The following is a 19,261-nucleotide window of genomic DNA, read 5'->3' as shown; positions in this document are numbered from 1 at the left end:
GGCCCACCGCTTTAGCAGCCATGCCTCTGAAACAAATCTGTGTGTATTGCGGCTCCAACGGCGGCCGCCAACCCGAGTATCTCGAACAGGCGCGCGCGTTCGGACAAGAACTGGTCAAGCGCGACATCGGCCTGGTCTACGGCGGCGCGGCCGTCGGCCTGATGGGCGCCGTGGCCGACGGGGTCATGCAGGCCGGCGGCCGCGCCGTGGGCATCATCCCCGTGAGCCTGATGCAGAAAGAACTGGCCCACCGCGGCCTGACCGAGCTGCACGTCGTGCAGTCCATGCACGAGCGCAAGACCATGATGGCCGAACAGGCCGATGGCTTCGTGGCCCTGCCCGGCGGGGCCGGCACGCTCGAAGAAATCTTCGAGACCTGGACCTGGGCCCAGCTGGGCATGCACCGGAAGCCCTGCGGCCTGCTGAATATCGCCGGCTATTACGACGACCTGGCCCGCTTCCTCGACCACACCGTCGCCGAAGCTTTCATGCGGCCCCAGCACCGCGCCATGCTCGCCATCGAAAGCGACGCGGCCGCCCTGCTGGACCGCTTCGCTGCCTATGAACCGCCCACCGTATCCAAGTGGATCACCCAGGGCGAACACTGACGCGCACACCATGACCCCGACCGCCGCCTCGACCACAGCAGACTGCCTGCGCAATTATTTCCATGCCAAGGACGAGAATCGGCCGTGGTACATGACGCGCGCCTTCGCGTCCGACGCCACCCTGGAGATGCGCCTGAACACCCAGGCCATCGCCTTCCCGCCGCAGGCGCGAGGCCTGGATGCCATCACCGACACCTTGGTGCGCAAGTTCGGGCAGACCTATGAAAACGTCTTTACCTTCTACCTGGCCGCGCCGCCCGAGGCGCCGGCCCTGGCGGGCTTTTCCTGCGACTGGTTCGTGGGCATGACCGAGAAGGCCAGCGGCTCGGTGCGCGTGGGCGCGGGCCGCTATGACTGGCTGTTCCAGGCCGACCCCTATCTGGCGCGCCAGCTCAGCATCTCCATCGATGTCATGGAAGTGTTGCCGCCCTCGACGCTGCCGGCCGTGCTCGCCTGGCTGACCCAGCTGCCCTACCCCTGGACCGACGCGGCCCGGGTCGTGGCGGCCGCGCCGCCCATCGAGGCGCTGGCTCCCGTGATGCATTGGCTGCGCCACCAGACCGCCCCGGCCACCCTGATCCACGCATGAAGTACACCCTCGTGGCCTTCGATTTCGATGGCACCCTGGCCGATACGCTGCCATGGATGGAGTCCATCCTGAACGAGGTGGCCGAGAAATTCGGCTTCCGCAAGCCCGATGCCGAAGAGCGTTCGCGCCTGCGCCAGCACAATGCCTACGAAATCATGAAGGCACTGGGCATCCCGCTCTGGAAGGCGCCCGCCATCCTGGCCTTCGTGCGCCAGGCCATGGAAGACGCCGTTCCCAAGGTGACGCTGTTCCCCGGGGTGGACGCCATGCTGCGCGCCGTGCATGGCGCGGGCGCGCGCCTGGCCGTCGTGAGCTCCAACTCCACGGCCAATGTGCAGCGCGTGCTGGGACCCGAGCTGACGGCGCTGATCGCCGACTTTGCCTGCGGCACCGACCTCTTCGGCAAGTCCGCCAAGATGGAGCGCCTGCTGCGCGACACCCGCAGCCAAGCCAGGCAGGCCATCCTGATCGGCGACGAAATCCGCGATATCGAAGCCGCGCGCAAGGTCGGCGTGGACAGCGGCGTGGTGGTCTGGGGCTACAACCGCGAGACCGCCCTGCGCGAACACGCCCCCGACCTGGTCTTCAGCCATGTCCATGAGCTTGCCCGTTCCTTGTTGCCCGACACCTGACCCGCCATGACGCCCGATCCGCGCCACCTCATCACCGACGCCCGCGACCTCGCCGAACGCTATGGCGAGCCCGCCCAGCCTTCGCTGGCCAAGGAAGTCGACCACGTGCATCCGCACTACCGGGCCTTCATCGAGGCCGCTCCCTTCGCCATCCTGGCCACGGCCGGTCCCGAGGGCCTGGATGCGTCGCCGCGCGGCGACCCCGCCGGTTTCGTGACGATCGAGGACGAGCACACCCTGCTGCTGCCCGACAGGCGCGGCAATAACCGCATCGACAGCCTGCGCAACGTGCTCGACGATCCCCGCGTGGCGTTGCTCTTTCTCATTCCGGGCGTGGGCGAGACGCTGCGCGTCAACGGCCGCGCCCAGATCAGCGTGGACCCCGGATTGCTCGCGCGCTTCGCCATGGACGGCAAGCCGCCGCGCTCGGTGCTCGTCATCCACGTCGAGAAGGTGTTTTTCCAGTGCGCCCGGGCCATCGTGCGCTCGGGGCTGTGGGATCCGGCCACGCAGATCGCCCGCGACCAGCTGCCCAGCACCGGCCGCATGCTGGCCGACCTGAGCGCCGGCACCATCGACGGCGCGGCCTATGACCGCGACTTGCCCGAGCGCACGCGCAAGACGCTGTACTAGGCGCCCGGGGGCTGCCAGCCGCGCACGAAGACATCGGCCGGTTGGCGCTTGCCGCCGGCCTTTTGCAGCTCCAGCAGGCGCAACACACCCTCTCCGGTGGCCAGGTCCACGCCCTGGGCCGTGGCGCGCAGCACCGTGCCGGGCGCCGCGCCGCCCGGCTCGTCCAGCGCCCGCGCGCGCCAGACCTTGACCGGCTCGGCCAGCCCGGGCAGCCGCAGGCTGGCGCCCGGCGCCGGGTTGAATGCCCGGATGCGCCGCTCCAGCGTACGGGCGCTGGCCTGGAAATCGAGCACCGCCTCGGCCTTCTCCAGCTTGGCGGCGTAGGTCACGCCATCTTCGGGCTGCTTGCGCGGCACCAGGCTGTCCAAGTCCGCCAGCGCGGCCACGATGGCTTCGGCGCCGGCCTGGGCCAACGCATCGTGCAGCTCGGCCGCCGTCATGTCGGCGCCGATGGGCACCACGCGCTCGAGCAGCATGTCGCCCGTATCCAGGCCATCGTCCATCTGCATGATCGTCACGCCGGTGCGCGCATCGCCGGCCTCGATGGCGCGCTGGATGGGCGCGGCGCCGCGCCAGCGCGGCAACAGGCTGGCGTGGATGTTCAAGCAGCCCCGCGCCGGCAGCTCCAGCGCCCAGCGCGGCAGGATGAGGCCATAGGCCGCCACCACCATCACCTCGGGCGCCACCTCGGCCAGGCGGGCCTGGGCGGCACGGGCCTCGTCCGGATAGCGGCCGTCCAGGCGCAGGCTGCGCGGCTGGGCCACCTCGATGCCGGCGGCCAGGGCTGCCGCCTTCACCGGACTGGGCGTCAGTTTCAGGCCGCGTCCGGCGGGCCGGTCGGGCTGCGTCAGCACCAGCGGGATCTCATGGCCGGCGGCCAGGAGGGCCTGCAGGGCCAGGCGGGCGAAATCCGGCGTGCCGGCAAAAACGAGGCGCATGGAGAAACTTCCAGAGTGAGGCAAAAGGCTATTGTGAAACCGGCGCCGCAAAACACAAAGCCCGCCGGCAGGCGGGCCTCTTGGCGCCGGGCGGTCAAGCGCGCACGGCTTCGCGCTCGGCCTTCTTCAGGCGGGTCTTGATGCGGTTCTGCTTGAGGATGGAGAGGTATTCGACGAAGACCTTGCCGTCCAGGTGATCGATCTCGTGCTGCACGCAGACCGCCAGCAGCCCCTCGGCCTCGAACTCATAGGGCTGGCCCTGGGCATCGAGCGCCTTGCAACGGATGCGGGCGGCGCGCTTGACCTCGTCATAGACGCCGGGCACGGACAGGCAGCCCTCTTCGTAGACTTGCAGCTCTTCGCTCTTCCAGGTGATCTCGGGATTGATGAGCACGCGCAGCTCGTTGCCGTCTTCGGACACGTCGATGACGATGACGCGCTCGTGTACGTCGACCTGCGTGGCCGCCAGGCCCACGCCCGGCGCGTCGTACATGGTTTCGGCCATGTCCTTGACGAGCTGGCGGATGCGGTCGTCCACGACCGCGACCGGCTTGGCCACCTTGTGCAGGCGAGGATCGGGATAGCGGAGGATGGGAAGCAAGGCCATGGAAAAGTCGGAATTACGGAACAATAGGGCGTAGACCCATATGATAGTTCATCAGATACGGGATTTCTAATAGTTTTCAGCTAATACGGGTATAGGGCTGCGCCGCTCAGGTCACCGCCGCCCGCTCGCGAAACGCCGGCTGGTCCCAGGCGCGTGAATCCAGCACCTCGCGCAGGATCTCCACCGCGTCCCAGACGTCGGCATAGCCCAGATAAAGCGGCGTCAGCCCGAAACGCAGCACCTCGGGCTCGCGATAGTCGCCGATCACGCCGCGCGCGATCAGCGCCTGCATGACGGCATAGCCCTCGGGATGGCGAAAGCTCACGTGGCTGCCGCGCCGGGCATGCGCCCGAGGCGTGATGAGCGTGAGCGGGTGCGCGGCACAGCGCGTGCGCACCAGGTCGATGAACAGATCGCCCAGCGCCAGGGACTTGCGCCGGACCTCGGCCATATCGGCCTGCGCGGCGATGTCCAGGCCGCATTCGACCAGCGCCAGCGAGGTGACGGGCTGGGTGCCGCAGAGATAGCGGCGTATGCCCTCGGCCGGCTCATAGCGGTCCGACATGGCGAAGGGCTGCTTGTGGCTCCACCAGCCGGACAAGGGCTGCCAGAAGGCGTTCTGGTGACGCGGCGCCACCCACAGAAAGGCGGGCGAGCCCGGCCCGCCGTTAAGGTATTTATAGGTGCAGCCCACCGCGAAGTCCGCGCCATCGTCCGCCAAGGCCAGCGGCACGGCGCCCGCCGCGTGAGCCAGGTCCCAGATGATGAGGGCGCCATGCGCATGCGCCTGCGCCGACACGGCCGCCATGTCGTACATCGCCCCGCTGCGGTAATTGACATGCGAGAGCACGACCGCGGCCACCTGGTCATCCAGCGCGTCGGCCAGCGACAGCTGCTCATCGATCAGGCGCAGCTCATACCCGCGGTCCAGGAAATCCATCATCCCTTCGATCATGTAGAGATCGGTGGGAAAGTTGTCGCGCTCGGAAACGATGACGCGCCGCGCCCCCTGGAGGCGCAAGGCCGCTGCCAGCACCTTGAACAGATTGAGCGAGGTGCTGTCGGTGACCACCACCTCCTGGCCGGGCACGCCCAGAAGCGGGGCCAGCTTGGCGCCCAGCCGAGCGGGCAAGTCGAACCATCCGGCGCTATTCCAGCTGCGGATCAGCCCCTGGCCCCATTGCTCGCCCACCACGGCCTGCGCGCGCGCATCGGCCGCGCGCGGCTTGGCGCCCAGGGAATTGCCGTCGAGATACAGCACCCCGGGCGGCAGCGCAAACTGCGCCTTCAGGGGTGCGAGGACATCGGCCTGGTCTGCGGCCACGCATTCGTCACGGGTGTGCATGTTGTCGGAACGATAAGCAGGAGGGCTTCATACTAGCAGCGGCCCTCGCGGCCTGCATTGCAAAATCCCCATGACAGCGCCGCATATTTGCAGGATTATGCGAAGCGATGGAGAAAAAATCGCAAGATCTTCGAAAAATGACCTTGGATACGATAGACCTCAAGATGCTGGCCCTGCTGCAGAAAGAGGGACGGTTGAGTAATCAGCAGCTGGCCGAGCGAGTGGCCCTGTCGCCGTCGGCCTGTTTGCGGCGGCTGCGCGCCCTGGAGGACAGCGGGGTCATCCTGGGCTATCAAGCCATCGTGGATCCGGCGCGCACGGGCCTGCCCTTCGAAGCCATCGTCCACGTCAGCCTGGATCAGTCTCAGCCAGGCTGGCATGAGGCCTTCGTGGCCCGCCTTGCCGATTGGCCCGAGGTGCACGAGGCCAGCATCGTGAGCGGCGCCAGCAACTACATCCTGCAGGTACGCACGGCGGACCTGGAGGCGTTCTCGGGCTTCGTCGTCGATAAGCTCAACCGCGTGCACGGCGTGCGCGAAATCTGTTCGCACATCGTGATGCGCAAAGTGAAAGCGCCAGGCAAGCCGGCACCACGGGGGTGACCGGCCGTCCTGGCGCCGGAGCCGCTCAGCAGCAGGCGATGCGCTTGCCGCCGCCGTAGCGGGCGCTTTGCCGCTCGCGGAAGAAAGCCTCGTAGCTCATCGGCTCCTGGTCGGGGTGCGTGCGGCGCATATGGTCGACATAGTTCTGGTAGTCGGGCATGCCGACCATCAAACGCAGCGTCTGGCCCAGGTAGCGGCCAGCGGTGCTGGCCGCCTGGCCCATGTTGGCAAATAGCATATGCGCCTCCCTGTCAGTGCGTGCTCGCCGCGGCGGGCGTGGCGGGCATGGGTTGATACGGCGTTTCCTGGGCGGTGGGCTTGTTGCTGGCGCGCGCGCGGATCACCGAGCGGATGCCAAAGACCACCACGCTGAGCACCACCAGCATGAAGATGGCGCACAGGCCGGCGTTGATGTAGTCGTTCAGGACCACGCGGCCCATCTCCTGCAGGGACTTGGCCGGCGCCAGGACCTTGCCTTCGGCGATGGCGGCGTTATACCGGGAGGCATGCGCCAGGAAGCTCACCTTGGGGTCCGTATCGAAGATCTTCAGCCAGCCGGCGGTCAGCGTGCAGGCCAGCAGCCAGATGGTCGGCAGGATGGTGACCCAGGCGTAGCGGTCGCGCTTCATCTTGAACAGCACCACGGTGCCCAGCATCAGCGCCACCGCGGCCAGCATCTGGTTGGCGATGCCGAACAGCGGCCACAGCGTATTGATGCCGCCCAGCGGGTCGACCACGCCCTGGTGCAGGAAGTAGCCCCAGGCCGCCACGCACAGGCCGGTGGCGATCAGGTTGGCCGGCAGGGACTCGGTGCGCTTGAGCGAGGGCACGAAGGTGCCCAGCAGATCCTGCAGCATGAAGCGGCCCGCGCGGGTGCCGGCATCCACGGCCGTCAGGATGAACAGGGCCTCGAAGAGGATGGCGAAGTGATACCAGAAGGCCATCATGGACGGGCCGCCCAGCGCCTGGTGCAGGATGTGCGCCATGCCCACGGCCAGCGTGGGCGCGCCGCCGGCGCGCGAGATGATGGTGCTTTCGCCGACGTCCTTGGCCGTCTGCACCAGGTCTGCAGGCGTGATCACGAAGCCCCAGCTGGAGACGACCTGGGCCACCTGGTCCGGCGTGGTGCCGATCACGGCGGCCGGGCTGTTCATGGCGTAGTAGATGCCCGGCTCGATCACGCAGGCGGCGACCAGGGCCATGATGGCCACGAAGGACTCCATCAGCATGCCGCCGTAGCCGATATAGCGGGCCTGGGTCTCGTTCTCGATCAGCTTGGGCGTGGTGCCCGAGGAGATGAGCGCATGAAAGCCCGATACCGCGCCGCAGGCGATGGTGATGAAGAGGAAGGGGAAGAGATTGCCCGACCACACCGGGCCGGTGCCATCGACGAACTTCGTCAGCGCCGGCATCTTCAGCTCCGGGGCCACGAACAGGATGCCGATGGCCAGGCCGACGATGGTGCCGATCTTCAGGAAAGTCGAGAGGTAGTCACGCGGGGCGAGCAGCAGCCACACGGGCAGCACGGCGGCGACGAAACCGTAGCCGATCAGCACCCAGGTCAGGCCCACGCCGTCGAAATCGAAGTGCGGCGCCCAGGTCGGGCTCTCGGCGACGTTCTGGCCGAAGACGATGGCGGCCATGAGCAGCACGAAGCCGATGACGGAAATCTCGCCGATGCGGCCAGGCCGGATATAGCGCAGGTAGATCCCCATGAAGATGGCGATGGGCACGGTGGCGGCGACGGTGAAGGTGCCCCAGGGCGAGTGCGTCAGGGCCTTGACCACGATGAGGGCCAGCACCGCCAGGATGATGACCATGATCATGAAGGCGCCGAACAGCGCGATCACGCCCGGGATGGTGCCCAGCTCTTCCCTGACCAATTCACCCAGCGAACGGCCGTCGCGGCGCGTGGAAATGAACAGGATGGTGAAATCCTGCACCGCGCCGGCGAAGACCACGCCGGCCAGGATCCACAGCATGCCGGGCAGGTAACCCATCTGCGCGGCCAGCACGGGTCCGACCAGGGGGCCGGCGCCGGCGATGGCGGCAAAGTGGTGGCCGAACAGCACATGCTTGTTCGTGGGCACGTAGTCCAGGCCGTCGTTGTACTTCCAGGCCGGCGTCATCCGCGTGCCGTCGAGCTGGAACACCTTGTCGGCGATGAAACGGCTGTAATAGCGATAGGCGATCAGGTAGACGCAGACGGCGGCGATGACCACCCAAAGCGCGTTGACGGTTTCGCCACGGGCCAGGGCGACGGTGCCGAGCGCGAACGCGCCCAGTATCGCCACGGCCACCCAGACCAAATGCTGGCCCAGTCCCTTGCTGGTATGCATAGAGCTCCTCCTGCAGGCTGATCGCGATCTGTCGATCCGTGAGGCGGGTCTGCCTTGCCTGCTGTGTTGTCATGGAGCGGCCGATAGGCCGCCCACCCGATTCGGGCGGCCAATAGTATTTCCATTCGCGGCACGGCAAACAAGCGCGCCACTACGCAGTCCGGTTAAGTATTACTACGTAGCGCGGGGACACAGCACCTCCCGAAGCGTTTCCCCAATTTCGGCGAAAATGCCTGAAAAATCAATCCCCGACCCGCCCCATGAAACTCCGATCCAAGATCCTGCTGCTGGCGGTCGTTCCCCTGCTGGTGGCCGTGAGCGCCATCGCGCTGGGCATCACCATGCAGACGCTGGAGCTCGCGCGGCACCAGAAAGAGGTGCTGCGCGCGGCCTGGATAGACACCAAGGAAACCGAGCTGCGCCACTACGTGCGGCTGGCCTACAGCGCCATCGCCCCGCTGCTGCACGGGCCGGATACGCCCGAGGCGCGCGCCCGCGCCCTGGACACGCTGTCCAAGATGGAGTTCGACCGTGACGGCTATTTCTTTGTCTACAGCCTGCAAGGCGTGAGCTTGATGCACCCCCGCCAGCCGGAGCTGGTCGGGCGCAACCTGCACGACATGCGCGACCGCGACGGCAACTGGGTCATCCAGGACTTGCTGGCCGCCGCCCGCGCCGGCGGCGCGGCCGGCAGCCCCATCCGCTATCTATGGGAAAAGCCGTCCGTGCATGAGACCGTGCGCAAGCTGGGCTATGTGATGGAAATCCAACCCTGGGGCTGGATGATAGGCACCGGCATCTATATCGACGATGTGCAGCAGACGCTGGCCCAGGTCGACGAGGCGGTGCAAAGCAGCATCAGCGAAATGATCCGCTGGGTGGGCGGCATTTCGGCCCTTTGCCTGGTGTTCGTGGCCGTCTGCGGCCTGGCGCTGAACATCAGCGACCACCGCCAATCCGATGCCAAGCTGCGCCTGCTGGCGCGCCAGGTGGTGCGCAGCCAGGAAGACGAACGCGCCCGCCTGTCGCGCGAGCTGCACGACGGGCTGAGCCAGGTGCTGGTGTCCGTCAAGCTGCAGCTCGAAGCGGCGCGCGCGCGCCTGAAGCACGCCCCCGCCGATGCCGCGCGCACCGTCGATCCGCTGCTCGATGGCGCCCTGGGCCGGCTCAACGGCGCCGTGGGCGAAGTGCGCCGCATCTCGCATAATCTGCGCCCCACGCTGCTGGACGACCTGGGCCTGCCGGCCGCGCTGGAGCATCTCACGCGCGAACGCTGGGAAACACCGCAAGGCCCGCTGGACGCGCGGCTGCGGGTCGAGGGCGTGCCCGAGCCGCTGCCCGAAAACCAGGCCACGGCCTTCTTCCGCCTGGCGCAGGAGGCGCTGGCCAACGCCTTGCGTCATGCGCAGGCCAACCATGTCGAGATGCGCCTGCGCTACGCTGCCGGACAGACCGAACTCATCATCCATGACGATGGCCGCGGCTTTGACTTGCATGCCGTGCGCGACGATCCGCGCGACGGCATCGGCCTGCACAATATGAACGAACGCATGGCGGCCCTGGGCGGAGAGCTCTTCATCCAGAGCAGCCGGCAAGGCACCACGCTGCATGCCCGGCTGCCGCGCGCGGCCCCCAAGGAGGCCTTTGCATGACCCCTTCGCGTATCCTGCTGATCGACGATCACGCGCTTGTGCGCGACGGCCTGAAGCTGCACCTGGAGTCCCACCCCTGGCTCACCGTCGTCGGCGAGGCCGACAATGCCCTGGCCGCCCTCGACCTGTTGGCCAGCTGCCCGCCCCATGAGCTGCCCGACCTGGTGCTGCTCGACCTCTATATGCGGGGCATCGACGGCCTGGACCTGGCCAAGCTGCTGCACGAGCGCTACCCGCAGATCGCGGTCCTCATCCTGTCCATGCACGACAACGTCGAATACATGCTGCAGGCCGTGCGCGCCGGCGCGCGCGGCTATCTGCTCAAGGACGAACCGGCAGAAGACATCCTCGCGGCCATCGAGGCCGTGTCCGCCGGACGCAACTATTTCAGCGCGCGCGTGGCGACGAAGCTGGCCCAGAGCTGCGCGCCGGCCTCCCTGCTCACCCAGCGCGAGCGCGAGATCCTGCGCCACATCGGGCTGGGGATGGCCAACAAGCAGATCGCCCAAGCGCTCAATCTTTCGGTGCGCACGGTGGAGACCCACCGCCAGAACCTCAAGCGCAAACTGGGCATCGAAGGCCAGGCCGAACTCATCAAGTACGCCATCGAGCATCGCGTGCCCTGAGGCCGGGCCTGCCGGCGTCCGTGCAAGGTGCGACCTGGCGGCCACGCCCGGCGGCCCGCTTGCCTGCTACGCTTGCGGCTGCAAGCCACTCCCGATACCGACATGCCCCTGCAACACGACTCCGAAGAACTCGCCGCCTGGCTGCGGCTGTCGCTGGAACCCGGCGTGGGCCCGGTCACGGCCTGCGGCCTGCTGCGCGCCTTCGGCCTGCCCCAGGCGCTATATGCGCAAAGCGCGAGCGCCCTGGCCCGGCAGCTGCCCCAGCCCCTGGCCATCCAGCTGGCCGCCAGCCCCGCTCCCGACGTGCAGGCCCTCGTCCAGCGCGGCCTCGAATGGGTGGCGGACGACGATCACTACATCCTGACCTTGGCCGATCCGGCCTATCCGCAATCGCTGCTCAGCATCACGGATCCGCCCGTGCTGCTTTACGTCAAGGGCAGGCCCGAGCTGCTCAACCGCCCGACGCTGGCCGTCGTGGGCGCGCGCAACGCCACCCCCATGGGCACGCAGAACGCCCGCGCCTTTGCCCGCCACCTGGCCGCCCATGGCTGGTGCGTGGCCAGCGGCCTGGCCCTGGGCATCGACGCCGCCGCGCACGAGGGCGCGCTGGCCGCCGGCCCCGGCGGCGGCGGCACCGTAGCGGTCCTGGGCACGGGCGTGGACCGGGTCTATCCGGCCGGCAACCGCCGGCTGGCCCATGCCATCGCGGCCGGTGGCGCCCTGGTCTCGGAGTTCGCGCTGGGCACGGGCGCCCAGGCCCATCACTTTCCGCAGCGCAATCGACTGGTGGCGGGACTGTCGCGCGGCGTGCTGGTCGTGGAAGCGGCCCGCCAAAGCGGCTCGCTCATCACGGCGCGCCTGGCCGGCGAAGGCGGCCGCGAGGTGTTCGCCATCCCCGGCTCCATCCATTCGCCCCTGTCGCGCGGCTGCCATGCGCTCATCCGCCAAGGCGCCAAACTGGTCGAGACCGCGCAGGACATCACCGACGAACTCGGCTCGCCGCAACGCCCGCCGCAGCCGCCCGCGGCGGCCCCGGCCGCGCCGCCGCAAAGCGCGGCGCTCGATGCGCTCGGCTACGACCCGCAGCACCTCGATGCCCTGGCCGCCGGCAGCGGCATCGATGCCGCCACGCTCGCCGCTCAGCTCACCGAACTCGAAATCGAGGGTTGGGTGGCGCGCCTGGATGACGGGCGCTACCAGCGGCTCAAATAGCCGGCGCCCGCGTTTCGCCGCCAGGGCATGGGTGATCTACACTTGGGCAACAAGCGCCATCCCACCAGGAACAGACATGCCTTTGCCTACCCGCGTCAAGATTGTCGAAGTTTCCCCCCGCGACGGTCTACAGAACGAAAAAGACTTCATCTCCACCGACATCAAGGTCGAACTGGTCAATCGCCTGAGCGCGGCCGGCTTCCCCAATGTCGAGGCGGCATCGTTTGTCTCGCCCAAATGGGTGCCGCAGATGGCCGACGGCGCCGAACTGATGGCGCGCATCGAGCGGCGCCCCGGCACGATCTATTCCGTCCTCACGCCCAATCTCAAGGGCCTGGAAGGCGCGCTGGCCGCCAAGGCCGACGAAATCGTCATCTTCGGCGCGGCCAGCGAAGCGTTTTCGCAGAAGAACATCAATTGCTCCATCGCCGAATCCATCGCCCGTTTCGAACCGGTCGCCGAGGCGGCCCGCGCCGCCGGCGTGCGCGTGCGCGGCAGCATCAGCTGTTCGCTGGGCTGTCCCTACCAAGGCGAAGTGCCGATCTCCAGCGTGGTGGACGTGGCGCGCCGCTTCAAGGCCCTGGGCTGCGATGAAATCGACGTGGCCGACACCATAGGCGTGGGCACGCCGCGCCGCGTGCGCGAAGTCATGAACGCGGTCAGCGCCGTCATGGACCCCTCCCGCCTGTCCGGCCATTTCCACGACACCTATGGCCAGGCGCTGGCCAACATCCTGGCGGCCATGGAGACGGGCATCGCGATTTTCCACAGTTCGGTCTCCGGCCTGGGCGGCTGCCCCTATGCCAAGGGCGCCACCGGCAACGTGGCCACCGAAGACGTGCTCTACATGCTGCGCGGCCTGGATATCGACACCGGCATCGATTTCGATGCCGTGGTCGACATCGGCCAATGGATGGCCGCCAACCTGAACCGCAAAGGTTCCAGCCGCGCCGGCAACGCCATTGCGGCCAAGCGCCAGCCCTGAGGCAGGCGGCCCGCGTCGTCTTCCGGCCGCCATGACCGCAAACGCCCCCTCGCCCGACGCGCGCGCCGCGCTCCTGCGGGAGATCGGTCCGCTGCCGCTCAATGGCCAGGCCTGGCCCGACTGGGTCCGCATCCTGGCCTGGATCATCCTGGCCATCATCGGCGTGCAGCTGCTCAACAGCGCCATCGGGCTGCCGCCGGGCCGCGTCAACATGCCGCTGGCCGCCGCCGTCGGGCTGGGCTTCATGGGCCTGGCCCTGGTGTCCTGGCATATGCAGGTGTCGATCACCACCATCGACGAGCGCGGCCTGCGCCAGAGCTGGTTCACGCGGCGCGACGTCGCCTGGGAAGACATCCGATTCGCCAGGTTCATGCCCTGGCTGTTCTCGCAGCGCCTGGTGGTCGTCACGCGCCAGGGCCGCCCGGTGGTCTTCCAGGGCGGCACGCGCGAACTGCAAGCCGCCTTCGACAAGATCTCGCGGCTGTACCGCCCCGGCGCCTGACGGTCAGCGGATCGGCAGCGCGTACATCAGGCCGCCCTGGGTCCACTGCGCATTCAGGCCGCGGGCGATCTTCAGCGGGCTGCCCTGGCCGACGTTGCGCTCGAAGCTCTCGCCATAATTGCCCACCTGCTTGACGATGTTGTAGGCCCACTTTTCATCCAGGCCCAGGTTGGCGCCCGCGCCCGGCACCACGCCGAGGATGCGGCGGATGTTGGGATTTTCGCTCTTGAGCTGCTCGTCCACATTGGCCGAGGTGACGCCGTACTCTTCGGCCTCGATCATGGCCGACAGCGACCAGCGCACCACGTTCAGCCAGGCATCGTCACCCTGGCGCACGAAGGGCCCCAGCGGCTCCTTGGAGATGATCTCGGGCAGCACGACGTAGTCATCGGGCTTTTCCAGCTTGGAGATGCGTATGGAGGCCAGGCCCGAGGCGTCGGTGCTGAAGACGTCGCAGCGGCCCGAGGCAAAAGCATTGACCACTTCGTTGAACGTCTCGATCACGACCGGCTTGTAGCTGACCTTGTTGGCGCGCGCCCAGTCCGCCAGGGTGTTTTCGTTGGAGGTGCCGGTCTGCAGGCAGATGGTCGCGCCATTGAGCTCCTTGGCGCTCTTGACCCCGAGCTTCTTGGGCACCAGGAAGCCCTGCCCGTCATAGAAATTGATGCCGGCGTGGATGATGCCCAGCGCGGTATCGCGCTGCTGCGTCACGGTGGTGTTGCGCGTCAGCACGTCCACTTCGCCGGATTGCAGCGCGGTAAAGCGCTGCTGCGAATTCAGCGGCACGATCTTGATCTTCCCGGCGTCGCCGAACACGGCCGCCGCCACGGCGCGGCAAAGATCGACATCCAGGCCGCGCCAGACGCCCTGGGCGTCGGGCGCCGAAAAACCGGCGAAGCCCGTGGTCGTGCCGCACACCACGGCACCGCGCTTTTTGACCACGTCCAGCGTGGCGCCTTGCGCGCTTTGCGCGCCGGCCATGAACAGGGCGGCAAGCGCCACCAGACTTGCAATCTTCATTCCGTACTCCTCTCTATACCGAGCATGGCGCGCCTGGCGCCGAAACGTCCGCAAGCGTACCGAGAACCGGCGCGCGGGCAAAATAACCCGCGCGCGCCCCGATATAGCCGCGATGCCTAAGGCCGCGGCCAGCCCCTCACGCGGCCAGCGATATCGACACCGGCTCCTTGGCCTGGCAGGCATCGAGCGCCTGGACCAGGCGCTTGACGCCCAGGGCGATTTTTTCTTCGTTCATGGTGGCGAAGGACATGCGCATGGCGTAGGCGTCCGCCTTGGATTCATCGGCATAGAAGGCCTTGCCGGGCACATAGACCACTTCTTTCTCGATGGCATAGGGCAACAGGCGCGTGGCGTCGATATCGCCGGTCAGGCGCGCCCAGAAGAACATGCCACCCTGCGGCTTGGAGAAAGTGACACGGCCCGGCAGCTCGCGCGCCAGGGCATCGGCCAGCGCGTCGCAGCGCAGGCCATAGGCCTGCCGGATGCGCGGCACGTGGTGGGCGTAATGGCCATCGGCCAGGTACTGCGCCACGATCTCCTGTATCCAGGCCGAACAGGCCATGTCGTCGGCGGCCTTGGCGCTCACGCAGCGGCGCCGCACGTCGGCCGGCGCCACCATCCAGCCGATGCGCAGGCCCGGCGCCATGGTCTTGGACATGCTGGAGATATAGACCGCCCATTTGCGCTGTTCGGGATCGGCCAGCGCGGCGATGGGCGGGACCGTCTCGCCCGAGAACCGCAACTCGCCGTAGGGGTCGTCCTCGACGATGAGAAAACGGTGCTTGACGGCCAGTTCCAGCAGCCGCAGCCGGCGCTCCCGGCTGATGGTCGCGCCACAGGGATTGGAAAACGAAGCCACCACACAGACCATCTTGGGCTTGACCCGGGCGGCCAGTTCGTCCAGCGCGTCGATGTCTATGCCCTGCGGACCGGAATCGACGGTATGCACATTGGCGCCGGTATACAGCAAGGCCTGTACCGAATTCGGGAAGGCCGGGCTTTCGATGATGGCGTTGTCGCCTTTCTGCAGCATGACGCGGGCCAGCAAGGCCAGCGACTGCTGCGAACCACCGGTGACGGCCAGCTCGGTGTCCGGATCGCACTGCAGCCCGCGGGCGGCCGATAGCCGGCCCAACTCGTGGCGCAGGCTGGCCTGGCCGTCGATGTTCGAGTATTGCAGGCAGGCGCCCAGGCGGCCCAGGACCTGGGTCGATGCGGCGGACAGGCCGGCGACGTCGAACAGCTCCTGGGCCGGATAGCCGCCGGCCATGGAAATCGTGCCCGCGCGCATGGCGTAGGGCATGAGGGAGCGGATGGGCGGGATATAGGGCGCCTGGAACGGCGCGGCAAAGGCGTACTCGGGTGCGGCGAAGGACATGGGAACGGGACGCAGGCGATCCACGTCGCATGGCGGCGCGGCCAGCCCTGGCCGCGCTTGCGAGGCGCCAAGCAACGATGGCTTGTTTCTTGAAACATGAAATGCTGCGTCGATTCTATGCCCGCGGCGCACGCCGGGCAACGCGGCGCCGCCCGGCCGCCGCCGGACGGACCTAAACTATGGCGCAAAGGCCGCAATCCGGGCCGCCAACCGTGAGATCCCGCATGACCGACACCATGGCCACACGCCTGGCCGCCCTCGAACAACGCATCGCCCGGGCCTGCGAGCGCGCCGGCCGCCCGGCCGGCAGCGTCCAGCTGCTGCCGGTGAGCAAAACCTTCGACGCCGAGGCCGTGCGCCAGGCAGCCGCCCTGGGCCTGCGCCGTTTCGGCGAGAACAAGACCCAGGAGATCCGCCAGAAGGCCGACCCGCTGGCCGACCTGGGGCTGTCCTGGGTGATGATCGGCCACCTGCAGACCAACAAGGCCAAGGACGTCGTGCGCGATGTCGCCGAGGTCCAGTCCCTGGACCGCCAAGAGCTGGCCGACGCCTTGCAGCGCCGGCTGGAGACGGCCGCGCGCAGCCTGGATGTCCTCATCCAGGTCAAGACCTCGCCCGAGCCGAGCAAGTTCGGCCTGCCGCCCGAGGCCCTGCCCGCCTTGCTGGCGCACCTGCGCCAGGCCTGCCCGGCGCTGCGCGTACAGGGCCTGATGACCATGGCGGTCAACTCGGACGACAGCGCCGCGGTGCGCGCCTGCTTTCGCCGCCTGCGCGAGCTGCGCGACCGGCACGCCACGGCGGAACTGCCGCTGGCGCGCCTGTCCATGGGCATGAGCGGCGACTTCGAGATCGCCATCGAGGAGGGATCGACCGAAGTGCGTATTGGCAGCGCGCTGTTCGGCGCGCGCAACTACGCGATCTGAAGCGAGACAGGCGGCGACGGCGGCGGCATAATGGGCGCCGTAAAGGCGCGGGAGCGCGCCGATAACGATAATTCCCCGCAAGGAGACAAGCCATGCACAAGCATGCCAAGCGCCTGCTGGCGTTTGCCGCCCTGGGCTTTGCCGCCGCCGCCTCGGCGCAGACCTGGCCCACCCAAGCCGTACGCTGGATCGTGCCCTACCCGGCCGGCGGCGGCGCCGACGTCGTGGCGCGCAGCGTGGCCAGCGGCCTGGAAAAACCGCTGGGCCAGACCATCGTGGTCGAAAACCGCCCTGGCGCGGCCACCATCATCGGCGCCACCGCCATCGCCCAGGCCGAGCCCAATGGCTACATGATAGGCACGGCCGACTCCGGCACCCTGGCCTTCAACCCCTCGCTCTATGCCAAGCTGTCGTATGACCCGGCCAAGTTCAGCTACATCGGCGGCATCGCGCGCTTTCCGCTGCTGCTGGCCGTCAATGCCAACTCGCCCTTCAAGAGCGTCGACGACGTGCTGCGGGCCGCCCGCAAGGAGCCGGGCAAGCTGACCGCCGCTTCGGCGGGCGCGGGCTCGCCCCACCATCTGGCGCTTGAACTCTTCAAGCAGCGCGCCAACGTCAACATCCTGCACGTGCCCTACAAGGGCGCCGCTCCCGCCATCCAGGACCTGCTGGGCGGCCAGGTCGACGTGATGTTCATCGACCTCGCGGCCGGCCTGCCCAATGTCAAGGCCGGCAAGCTGCGCGTGCTGGCCTCGGCCACGCCCTCGCGCCTGAAGGCCCTGCCCGATGCGCCCACCATGGCCGAGCAAGGCGTGCCCGACTTCACCGCCTACGCCTGGCAAGGCCTGGTCGCCCCTGCCGGCCTGCCCCAGCCGGTCATGGACAAGCTGTCGGCCGAACTCGAAAAAACCCTCAAGTCCGACGCGGTTTCGCAAAAGCTCAACGACATGGGCGTCGAACCCATGCCCATGGGCCCGCAGGCCTTCAAGGCCTTTGCCGAAGGCGAGCGCGCCACCTGGGCCGAGGTCATCAAGAAGGCCAACATCCACCTGGAGTAACCAGCCGCCGGCAAAAAAAACCGGAAGACGGACCTAAGCCGTCTTCCGGTTTTTTTCGTGTCTCGCGGCTGCTCAGTGCTTCATGTTCATGTGGCCGTGGTCCATGCCCGGATTGTGGCTCACCGGCTTGACCTTGAAATCCACCTTGACCTCGCCGGCCTTCTCGAACTTCAGCGTGGCGGGCACGGTGCCGCCCTCGGCGAAGGGCGTCTTCAGCTTGAGGAACATGACGTGATAGCCGCCAGGCTTGAGCTCGACCTTGCCGTTGGCCGGCACCTCGATGCCGCCCTCGACCTCGCGCATGCGCGCCATGCCGTTTTCAGTCTTGACGGTGTGCAGCTCCACGCGCTCGGCGGCGGCCGATGACACCGCCACCAGGCGGTCCGGCGCCTTGGCGTCGTTTTCGATCTCGAAATAACCCGCGCCGTTTTCCTGGCCGGGGGCCGAAGCCCGCACCCACAGATCGTCCACTTCGATCTGGCCGACCTTGTAGTCCGCGGCCATGGCCGTCGCGCCCGTGGTCAAGGCCAGCGCGGCCGCAAGGACGAGCTTACGCAAAGTCATCGCATTACTCCAAAGCAGTGCCGGCGCGCGGCCGGCGGGTTACAGGGCCTGTCCCTGGCGCTTGCGCACCAGGGCGCGGGCGGCGGCCAGGACGGCGTCCGTCAGGGCTACCATGGCCTGGGAGTTTACCCGCCAATGCTGCCAGAAGAGCGGCACGTCTTCCCAGGCTCGGGCGCGCAGGGGCACCAGGCGGCCGCTGTCCAGGTCCTCCTTGATGAGCGGCAGCGGATTCATGGTCCAGCCCAGCCCGTCCAGCGTGGCCTGCACAAAGGCGCGGCTCGACGGCACCCACCAGACCGGCGGCTGCCAGGGCTCGCGCCCCATGATGCGGCGGGCGAACCGGGCCTGCAGCCCGTCCTTGCGGTTGAACACCAGCACCGGCGCCTGGGCCAGGGTGCGCGCATTGACTCCCTGGGAGAAATGCCGCGCCTGGAAGTCCGGCGAACAGGTGGCCACGTAGCGCATGCTGCCCAAAGGATGGATGCGGCAGCCCTGCACCGGCTCGGCCAGCGTGGTCACCGCGCCCAGCACGGCGCCATTGCGCAGCAGGGTCGCGGTGTGATCCTGGTCCTCGGACTGCATGTCCAGGGTGGCGCGCGACCGGGCGGCAAAGCGCGTGGCGGCATCGACGAACCAGGTCTCCAGGCTGTCATGGTTGACGGCCACGGGGATGCTCGCCTGCGTGATCTCGTCCTCGGCCACGCCCAGGCGCAGCAAGGCGTCGTGCTCCAGCAAGGCCGTCTGCTCGGCCAGCTGGACCAACACCTGGCCGTCGGGCGTGGGCCGCGCCGGCACCGTGCGCTGCACCAGCAGGCGGCCGCTGCGGTCTTCGAGCGCCTTGATGCGCTGCGAAACCGCCGAAGGCGTGACATGCAGGGCCGCCGCGGCGCGCTCGAAACTGCCTTCGCGCACGACGGCGGCCAGGGCGCGCAGATGATCGTGGTCCAGTCTCATGGGCAGGTCGCGGGCTTTGATTAAGTTTTGCTTAAGATGGTTTATTGAAATTAGCTGTATTTCACCGTCAAGGCAAGCCAGAATGACGCCATCC

21 protein-coding genes are annotated in these 19,261 nt (G+C 67.8%); 12 read left to right on the top strand and 9 right to left on the bottom strand.

Annotation, left to right across the window (positions count from 1 at the left end):
* The first annotated feature begins 20 nt into the window (after positions 1–20).
* The 4 genes from AXA74_RS15695 to AXA74_RS15680 are packed head-to-tail and all read left to right on the top strand — an operon-like array spanning position 21 to position 2,462.
* The gene (locus AXA74_RS15695; protein ID WP_032958503.1) at positions 21–608 is read left to right on the top strand and encodes an LOG family protein; all 588 of its coding nucleotides are present in this window, start codon (positions 21–23) and stop codon (positions 606–608) included.
* Between the two features lie 10 nt (positions 609–618).
* The gene (locus tag AXA74_RS15690; protein WP_032979198.1) at positions 619–1,197 is read left to right on the top strand and encodes a hypothetical protein; all 579 of its coding nucleotides are present in this window, start codon (positions 619–621) and stop codon (positions 1,195–1,197) included.
* Entirely contained in the window at positions 1,194–1,829 is a 636-nt protein-coding gene (locus AXA74_RS15685; RefSeq protein ID WP_029579781.1) for an HAD hydrolase-like protein, read from the top strand. Before AXA74_RS15690 ends, AXA74_RS15685 begins: the two co-directional genes overlap by 4 nt.
* Positions 1,830–1,835: 6 nt before the next feature.
* Positions 1,836–2,462: a pyridoxamine 5'-phosphate oxidase family protein gene (locus AXA74_RS15680; RefSeq protein WP_029579782.1), complete on the top strand. Its 627-nt coding sequence runs from the start codon at positions 1,836–1,838 to the stop codon at positions 2,460–2,462.
* Here the strand turns inward: AXA74_RS15680 and fmt are convergent.
* The 3 genes from fmt to kynU all read right to left on the bottom strand — a co-directional run bounded on the left by fmt (position 2,459) and on the right by kynU (position 5,352).
* Positions 2,459–3,400, bottom strand: coding sequence for a methionyl-tRNA formyltransferase (fmt, locus tag AXA74_RS15675; RefSeq protein ID WP_029579783.1), 942 nt, complete (start codon positions 3,398–3,400; stop codon positions 2,459–2,461). The genes AXA74_RS15680 and fmt overlap by 4 nt on opposite strands.
* Before the next feature lie 94 nt (positions 3,401–3,494).
* On the bottom strand, positions 3,495–4,007 hold the full coding sequence (def, locus tag AXA74_RS15670) for a peptide deformylase (protein WP_029579784.1): 513 nt from the start codon (positions 4,005–4,007) through the stop codon (positions 3,495–3,497).
* A 106-nt stretch (positions 4,008–4,113) separates the two neighbouring features.
* Positions 4,114–5,352 carry a kynureninase gene (gene kynU / locus AXA74_RS15665; RefSeq protein WP_032958508.1) on the bottom strand — a complete coding sequence of 413 codons (1,239 nt, stop codon included), beginning with the start codon at positions 5,350–5,352 and terminating at the stop codon, positions 4,114–4,116.
* Between the two features lie 137 nt (positions 5,353–5,489).
* On the opposite strand from kynU, the gene AXA74_RS15660 reads away from it, so the two are divergent.
* Entirely contained in the window at positions 5,490–5,954 is a 465-nt protein-coding gene (locus tag AXA74_RS15660; protein ID WP_032958511.1) for an Lrp/AsnC family transcriptional regulator, read from the top strand.
* Between the two features lie 25 nt (positions 5,955–5,979).
* On the opposite strand, the gene AXA74_RS15655 is transcribed toward AXA74_RS15660, so the two are convergent.
* A complete protein-coding gene (locus AXA74_RS15655) occupies positions 5,980–6,192 on the bottom strand; it encodes a YbdD/YjiX family protein (RefSeq protein WP_197700142.1) in 213 nt (70 codons plus the stop codon).
* A 13-nt stretch (positions 6,193–6,205) separates the two neighbouring features.
* The gene (gene cstA / locus AXA74_RS15650) at positions 6,206–8,293 is read right to left on the bottom strand and encodes a pyruvate/proton symporter CstA (protein WP_029579788.1); all 2,088 of its coding nucleotides are present in this window, start codon (positions 8,291–8,293) and stop codon (positions 6,206–6,208) included.
* A gap of 260 nt (positions 8,294–8,553) precedes the next feature.
* On the opposite strand from cstA, the gene AXA74_RS15645 reads away from it, so the two are divergent.
* From AXA74_RS15645 to AXA74_RS15625, 5 genes are all read left to right on the top strand, one after another.
* Positions 8,554–9,945, top strand: coding sequence for a cache domain-containing protein (locus AXA74_RS15645; protein WP_029579789.1), 1,392 nt, complete (start codon positions 8,554–8,556; stop codon positions 9,943–9,945).
* Positions 9,942–10,571: a response regulator gene (locus tag AXA74_RS15640; protein ID WP_032979199.1), complete on the top strand. Its 630-nt coding sequence runs from the start codon at positions 9,942–9,944 to the stop codon at positions 10,569–10,571. Before AXA74_RS15645 ends, AXA74_RS15640 begins: the two co-directional genes overlap by 4 nt.
* A 102-nt stretch (positions 10,572–10,673) precedes the next feature.
* Complete coding sequence (dprA, locus tag AXA74_RS15635) at positions 10,674–11,783, top strand: DNA-processing protein DprA (protein WP_032973730.1); 1,110 nt, start codon at positions 10,674–10,676, stop codon at positions 11,781–11,783.
* 76 nt (positions 11,784–11,859) lie between these two features.
* Complete coding sequence (locus tag AXA74_RS15630) at positions 11,860–12,768, top strand: hydroxymethylglutaryl-CoA lyase (RefSeq protein WP_029579792.1); 909 nt, start codon at positions 11,860–11,862, stop codon at positions 12,766–12,768.
* Between the two features lie 31 nt (positions 12,769–12,799).
* Entirely contained in the window at positions 12,800–13,270 is a 471-nt protein-coding gene (locus AXA74_RS15625; protein WP_029579793.1) for a membrane protein, read from the top strand.
* Positions 13,271–13,273: 3 nt separating this feature from the next.
* Here the strand turns inward: AXA74_RS15625 and AXA74_RS15620 are convergent, their stop codons facing one another.
* Together AXA74_RS15620 and AXA74_RS15615 are read right to left on the bottom strand one after the other, a co-directional pair.
* Positions 13,274–14,290: an amino acid ABC transporter substrate-binding protein gene (locus AXA74_RS15620; protein ID WP_029579794.1), complete on the bottom strand. Its 1,017-nt coding sequence runs from the start codon at positions 14,288–14,290 to the stop codon at positions 13,274–13,276.
* 136 nt (positions 14,291–14,426) lie between these two features.
* Positions 14,427–15,668, bottom strand: coding sequence for an aminotransferase-like domain-containing protein (locus tag AXA74_RS15615; RefSeq protein ID WP_029579795.1), 1,242 nt, complete (start codon positions 15,666–15,668; stop codon positions 14,427–14,429).
* A gap of 224 nt (positions 15,669–15,892) precedes the next feature.
* On the opposite strand from AXA74_RS15615, the gene AXA74_RS15610 reads away from it, so the two are divergent.
* On the top strand, positions 15,893–16,591 hold the full coding sequence (locus AXA74_RS15610; RefSeq protein WP_029579796.1) for a YggS family pyridoxal phosphate-dependent enzyme: 699 nt from the start codon (positions 15,893–15,895) through the stop codon (positions 16,589–16,591).
* 92 nt (positions 16,592–16,683) lie between these two features.
* The gene (locus tag AXA74_RS15605; RefSeq protein ID WP_029579797.1) at positions 16,684–17,649 is read left to right on the top strand and encodes a Bug family tripartite tricarboxylate transporter substrate binding protein; all 966 of its coding nucleotides are present in this window, start codon (positions 16,684–16,686) and stop codon (positions 17,647–17,649) included.
* A gap of 72 nt (positions 17,650–17,721) precedes the next feature.
* On the opposite strand, the gene AXA74_RS15600 is transcribed toward AXA74_RS15605, so the two are convergent.
* Positions 17,722–18,213: a copper chaperone PCu(A)C gene (locus AXA74_RS15600; protein WP_029579798.1), complete on the bottom strand. Its 492-nt coding sequence runs from the start codon at positions 18,211–18,213 to the stop codon at positions 17,722–17,724.
* A gap of 39 nt (positions 18,214–18,252) precedes the next feature.
* Positions 18,253–19,167 (bottom strand): LysR family transcriptional regulator ArgP, encoded by a 915-nt coding sequence (locus AXA74_RS15595; RefSeq protein WP_029579799.1) that lies wholly within the window; start codon positions 19,165–19,167, stop codon positions 18,253–18,255.
* Between the last annotated feature and the right edge of the window lie 94 nt (positions 19,168–19,261).

Origin of the sequence: Bordetella hinzii LMG 13501 (assembly GCF_001548475.1) — a bacterium.
In the GTDB taxonomy this organism is placed as follows: domain Bacteria; phylum Pseudomonadota; class Gammaproteobacteria; order Burkholderiales; family Burkholderiaceae_B; genus Bordetella; species Bordetella hinzii.
Note: the sequence above shows the minus strand (reverse complement) of the source record. Positions and strands in the feature narration are given on the sequence as shown.